At 39.5% G+C, this 6,172-nt stretch carries 6 protein-coding genes; 3 read left to right on the forward strand and 3 right to left on the reverse strand.

The genetic code is table 11. The features are described 5' to 3' along the window. The first annotated feature begins 15 nt into the window (after window positions 1-15). Both MED121_RS15960 and MED121_RS15965 read left to right on the forward strand, forming a co-directional pair. Window positions 16-1,143 carry a Gfo/Idh/MocA family oxidoreductase gene (locus tag MED121_RS15960; RefSeq protein ID WP_009834754.1) on the forward strand — a complete coding sequence of 376 codons (1,128 nt, stop codon included), beginning with the start codon at window positions 16-18 and terminating at the stop codon, window positions 1,141-1,143. 172 nt (window positions 1,144-1,315) lie between these two features. Next, a complete protein-coding gene (locus MED121_RS15965; protein ID WP_009834755.1) occupies window positions 1,316-2,296 on the forward strand; it encodes a TauD/TfdA family dioxygenase in 981 nt (326 codons plus the stop codon). On the opposite strand, the gene MED121_RS24740 is transcribed toward MED121_RS15965, so the two are convergent. Together MED121_RS24740 and MED121_RS15970 are read right to left on the reverse strand one after the other, a co-directional pair. Next, window positions 2,289-2,420, reverse strand: coding sequence for a hypothetical protein (locus MED121_RS24740; RefSeq protein ID WP_009834756.1), 132 nt, complete (start codon window positions 2,418-2,420; stop codon window positions 2,289-2,291). The genes MED121_RS15965 and MED121_RS24740 overlap by 8 nt on opposite strands. A 17-nt stretch (window positions 2,421-2,437) precedes the next feature. After that, window positions 2,438-3,379 (reverse strand): cupin-like domain-containing protein, encoded by a 942-nt coding sequence (locus MED121_RS15970; protein ID WP_009834757.1) that lies wholly within the window; start codon window positions 3,377-3,379, stop codon window positions 2,438-2,440. 144 nt (window positions 3,380-3,523) lie between these two features. Between MED121_RS15970 and MED121_RS15975 the strand changes: the two genes are divergently transcribed. Then, window positions 3,524-4,780 (forward strand): MFS transporter, encoded by a 1,257-nt coding sequence (locus MED121_RS15975; protein WP_009834758.1) that lies wholly within the window; start codon window positions 3,524-3,526, stop codon window positions 4,778-4,780. Here the strand turns inward: MED121_RS15975 and MED121_RS15980 are convergent. Next, complete coding sequence (locus MED121_RS15980; protein ID WP_009834759.1) at window positions 4,777-6,111, reverse strand: hypothetical protein; 1,335 nt, start codon at window positions 6,109-6,111, stop codon at window positions 4,777-4,779. The genes MED121_RS15975 and MED121_RS15980 overlap by 4 nt on opposite strands. Window positions 6,112-6,172: the final 61 nt, after the last annotated feature.

The following is a 6,172-nucleotide window of genomic DNA, read 5'->3' on the forward strand; positions in this document are numbered from 1 at the left end:
TAAGAGGTAAAGAAAATGAGCAAAAGCGTACGTTATGGCATGTTAGGTTGCGGAATGATGGGTCAAGAGCACCTTAATAACATTGCTTTAATTGAGGGGGCAGAAGTCGTCGCAATTATCGAGCCTGACCTTGAAATGAGAGCAAGATGTACGCAAATCACCCCTAATGCTGCCTTTTATGACTCGCTTGAAGAGATGCTCGCAGCGGATTTAAACTTGGGTGCTATAGTCGTTGCTACGCCTAACTATCAGCATGCTGATCAGCTTCTTTATCTATTTGAACACACGCAACTACCAATTCTGATCGAAAAACCCATTATTACCCAGATTGACCAAATTGAAGCGATTCAGCTAGCTGCACAAAAACATCCAGCCCCTGTTTGGGTGGCAATGGAATATCGTTACATGCCGCCTGTTGCGCAACTAAGAAAACAATTGGATGCTGATGATATCGGTGATATGAAAATGCTCAGTATCAGAGAGCATCGATTCCCATTTTTAGAAAAAGTACAAGATTGGAATCGTTTTAATCACAAAACAGGTGGCACATTGGTTGAAAAGTGCTGTCATTTTTTTGACCTTATGCGCTTACTAACTCAGTCAGAAGTGACCCGTGTTTATGCTTCTACTGGACAAGATGTGAATCACCTTACAGAAACGTATGAGGGTCAACAGCCTGATATTATCGATAATGCCTTTGTGGTCTTGGATTTTAAAAATGGTAAACGAGCGAACCTTGACTTAAATATGTTTGCAGAAGGTTCTCGTTATCAAGAAGAAATTTGCGCAATAGGTGAAAAGGCAAAAATTGAATGTTTTGTTCCTGGACCTGGCCGATTCTGGCCCGTTGAGACCTTAGGTGATGCACCTATCCCTAAAGTGGTTTTGAGCCCAAGACATCCTAAAGGTCCCATTGAAGCAGATATTCCTGTCGACGATACCTTATTAGCCGCTGGCGATCATAATGGCTCAACCTTTTATCAGCACTTAGGCTTCTATAAAGCCATCACACAAGGTGAAAAAGTTGAGGTGAGTATTGAAGACGGCCTTAAAGCGGTTGTGATTGGCCTCGCTGCTCAGCATTCTGCCAACACAGGTCAAGCCGTTAAAATCACCGATGATGGCTATTCTTTCGTAAAATAATTTTGTAATTAATTTAATTTAAATCAATTAGTTGAATGAATTAAGGGGAAATTTTAAGTTTAATTCATTCACCATTGATTTACTTTTTATTCTTTTCGGATTAGAGTTTTAATAAATGATCTACTATTGATTTATATATTAAATATAAGAAATCTAATAATTGGGAGTTAAGATGAGTGTGGTGATAGGTAAACTAGCAGAACAAAAACAAGTAGACGGTTTAGACTTTCCACTGTTGGTCATACCCAATGAAGAGCTGAAAAATGCATCTAAAGCTGCCTTCTTAAATTGGATTAGCGAAAATAAAGCAGAACTGCATCAGCGATTAATTGATCATGGCGCTATTTTGTTACGAGGCTTTCCTCTAGAGAGTGCCGCTGAATTTGAGCAAATGTTAGATAATACGGATTATATCAATATGCCGTATGTAGGCGGAGCAGCACCAAGAGAGCAAGTGACAGCCTCAAGAATTGTGACGGCAAATGAATCTCCGGCAACTGAAAAAATCCCATTCCACCATGAGATGGCGCAAGTTCCTACGCCACCAGGTTATATTTTCTTTTATTGTGAAACAGCATCACCAAAAGGCGGAGCCACCTCAATTCTTCACTCTGGCGAAATCTGTAAATCCTTGTTTGATCTAAACCCAAACTTTGCTAAGAAAATTGAACAAGATGGTGTTCGATACGTTAGGGTAATGCCAGCAGTAACAGATAACACGTCTGCCATTGGCCGCTCTTGGAAAGATACTTTTCAAGTCAGTACTAAAGAAGAGGCGGAAGCAAAAATGCAGGAAGCGGGTATGAGTTGGGAATGGCTAGAAAATGGGGATGTAAGGACTCAAACCAAAACACTTTCTGCGATTCGTTTTGATGAAGAAACCGAGCAAAAAGTCTTTTTCAATTCAGTTGTTGCGGTTTATACGGGCTGGAATGATAGTCGTAATAGCGGCAAAACGGCAGTTGAAACAGGCCTAGGTGAGTTGATGGATGATGCAACAATTCAAGCTTTAGTCGCGCAAATGGATGATAAGTGCGTAAACTTTAAATGGCAAAATGGTGATGTTCTTTGGGTCAATAATCATACGGTTTTGCATGCTAGACAACCTTTTGAAGGGGATCGTCGTATCCTTGCTTCTATCTCATTTAAATAAGCTTATCTAGCGCCGCCCTTAATTTAGGGTGGCGTTTAAGCCTGTTATCTTCAATGTGTGTGCTTGTCAGCTGACACAATGCTTTAATTTCAATTCTTTGTTTGCCGCTTACTTCCAACCCCATTTCGATTCCTTGTCTTGCTAGAATTGAGAGCCTTTTCGCTTGAAGGGAAATTGAAACAACCTCACAAACTGTGCAATAAAACTTAAGGTGCCAAAGGCAAAAACATAAGGTGTGTTTTTATTTGGTTTAGTTAAAGACTTTTTCCATATTTTCCTAACAGTAGGGTAAGACAAGTCTCCCATGACATGCAAAGGGGAGCGCCAACACTGGGCTACTGTAATACCAAATTCACTGTCCATTGTTTCTATTCCATGCCACCAGAAAGGAGGGATGTAAAGCGCATCTCCTGGGGTAACTTCTGCAATGATGGGCTTTAGTTTATCTTTGGCAGAAGCGGTAAAAACATTCTTATTGGCTAAATAAGCATCCGTTGTAAAGATATCGTGCACTAGCTGGTCAGTGATTTTATCCGGCGGTAAAAGACCCACCTTTTTACTGCCTTTGACTTGGCACATGAGTGTTTCGTCAACAAAATGATAATGCCATCCTGTACCGGCTTTCTTATAAAAAAATGCACGACTAGAAGGATAAGCGATTGGCTTAGGTGGGTTTGGCATGAAGTGAAATCCTTGCATATCATCCCTTAAGACATCATAGGGAGGGCGCTCAAGTAGCAAAGAGGGAGCACTAATAATGTCAGGCGATTTATCAAGGAGCAAATCAAGGATATGGCTAAAAGGCTGTTTCGTTTCGTCTTTAACCATGTTCTTTTCATCGTCATAATTCATGTGAGGATAAAAATTTGACAGATTATCACCGCATTGCTCTTTTAAGTAGGCTTCATTTTGCCATTTCTTTATTGCTGGCCAATGAGATACCGCATTCTTGATTAAGCAAGGTTTGTTGATGGAGACAAAATTACTATAAAAAGAGGATTTAGTGAGCACTTCAGCATCCACACACATCACTTTTTCAGCGGCATCCATACCTGGAATATTGCTAAGTATTTGTTCTTCCATGATTGTTTTACCTTTGGCTCAGCCAGTAATTTGATATCCAATGAATCACATTTTTGTTATAAGTTAATAATCTTTATATCATTAATGGTTTTTGAAAAAATTATTTTTTTGTAATCAAAAAGAAATAAAACATAAGGTTTATGGATGAATCGAATTCAGTTTAGCCATTATTATGGACTTCTATTAGGCTTGTTCTTTCTCGGTCAGTTCTTAGTGCTTCCTATTCTAACCCCCTTATTTATTGCAATGGGGGTCAGCATTAAAGAAATAGGCATCATTATGGCGGTGATGGGAGTGACCGTTATTATCCTTGAAATGCCAACCGGTGGATTAGCGGATCAAATTGGTCGAAAAAAACTCTTTATCATTTCACTTGCTTTAAATGCCGCTTCATTACTTATTTTGTGTCTCCTGCCCAGTGTTATCGGTGCCATTGTCAGCATGATATTTTGGGGAGCGGGTATTTCAATGAGTTCAGGGACGATTACCGCTTGGTTTGTTGAAACCTTCAATGCCAAAAAAGATCAAATCGACCTTCAACAAGGCTTTGCCATCATTGCTTTTCGTACCAATCTTATGGGGGCAACAGGTGCTTTATTATGCTCCCTTGTTGTATTTTTAGGCATAACATTTGAATTTGAAGAGATAGATGTGTATCGCATTATTCTTTTAGGGGGAGCCCTGTGTTATGCATTGGTGATTGCCATTTCAATTGTTTGGGTACAGGAAGAGAAACGCTTTGATGCGGTTTTTAAGCAGAGCTTCACCGAGTTACCAAAACAAATCAAAACAGGTGTCCTAGCCATTTGTCATCCCATTCTTTGGCGCATTCTAATGACAGGGTTATTGGCGATTCCTCTTGCCAGTGCCATCGAAAAATTCTGGCAAGTTGAATTTACTCATTTAACGCAAGCCGACCCATTGCCTTGGTTTTTTGGTCTTGTATTTGCTATCACCTTGTTCCTTGGCAGCATAGCAGCAAAAGTGACTAATCACTTATGTCGCCTGCTCAAACAGCAAATGGGGAAAGTACTTTTTATTGGCCTTGTTTGTCAGTTAGTGTCCGTCATCGCCTTGACTATGTCTGATTCAATTACCTACTTTATTTTGTTTTTTATCGCATTTGATTTCTCTTTGGAATTAGGTGTATCAGCCAGAAATCACCTGATTGCCAATGCGACCCAAGACAAGGTGAGATCGACAGTAGACTCGATTATGTCGTTTATTTCTCGATTAGGGGGTGTTTTTGGCACTTTGCTATGTGCCTTAGGGGCATCTTATTTAGGCTTAACCAACACATGGTTAGTGGGCGCTGCTATCGCAGGCTTTGCCGGTTTGATCTTTTTAAGTCAGGCCTTAAATCACACTGATGATGCAAGTCTTATCAAGCTAGCTGATTAATTTAGACGTCGTCTTATAACGCCAACAGCCGCATTTTTGCTCGCGTTAATGACACCCTCGCCAGATAATGATTGCCTGACAGTGCCGCCGCCAAACACACCATTAACATTAAAAACACCCAGTACACAGGGTTTATCAGATTCAATAAAGTGCCCTTGTGCTGTCATAGCAATGAGATTTACCTTTGTTGAGATAACTCTTTTTTGAAGAATAAAAAGCGTGTCTTTTGTTTCTAAGCAGGTTTTAACCTGCTCTTGCCAGTGTGTATTACTCATTTCCCATTGGCAGACTACACCTTGACCGCCGTATCCAATTGCAGGCTTTAAAACCCAATCGTTTGCGTTAAGCTTTTGCTGATATTGTTGAGCTTCTTTATTCTCTTTTAAAAACACACTGTCAGGGATGAGTTCATTGATGACCTTAACTTGATATGGCTCAAGCTGAGTAAGTGTGGCTTCTTGCTTGAGTAAGGCTAGGATAGCTTTACTCATAAAAAGCTCGCTCAATAGATCAATGATGGGATAAATACGCTTTGTTTCTACCCCATTAAGATAGGTTTGATAGGATTCCTTAGCGCGAACAAGGTCTATCGCACCAAACACTTCAAAGCAAAGAATGTCTCCGGTGTGCTCATCTAACACTGTTTTTAATTGCGTGTGCGTAATGGCATTAACATCCCGTTTTAGCGTCTTGGATAGGGTTAGGGCGACACTGTTGGCAATTAAAGGGCTGTCTTTATAAATTGACTCATCATCTACCACTAACAAAAGAGGATTATTAAGCTTGGCTAGCTTGTTTTGGATAAAGAGGCTGATTTCAGTAAAAGGATTATCCCAAGTTTCGATTACATTAAGACTGGGTTCTTTAGTATTTTCCTTATCTAGGGTTTCGTCATAAATTTTTTGTACTTCTTCATAAGCAAAACCACCTAACGCACCGCCTGTGTTTAATTCTAAAATTTTCAATCCATCTTGAGTATTTATTAAATCCCAACGACAAGGGGTGATTGTGTCTAAATTAAGGCGTGCGTAATCGGCAAAAAACGATTGAAGTGTTTCGTCGTAAAAACCAACCTTGTGAGAAAACTGCTTAAAATCACCTTTGAATAACAATTCAGGGAGGTTTTTAATTATTTCTAACAATTGATTAAAGCTTTTATTGTAATCATTAACATCCTTATCCATGAACTCATAAGGCGTTAAAACTAAACTCCAATCCGGCCGGGTAAATCTATTGATTGCGCCAATGTTTCTTATATCATCAGCAACATCATCAGAATCAGGGTTTTCATCAAAAAAAGTGAACCAAAAATGCTCTTTTAAATTTTTCACTCACACTTTCCTTAATGCACAAGAATAAAATATCAAAGGGATTAATTACTAACAATAACTT

This window comes from Marinomonas sp. MED121 (assembly GCF_000153025.1).
Classification (GTDB): Bacteria; Pseudomonadota; Gammaproteobacteria; order Pseudomonadales; family Marinomonadaceae; genus Marinomonas.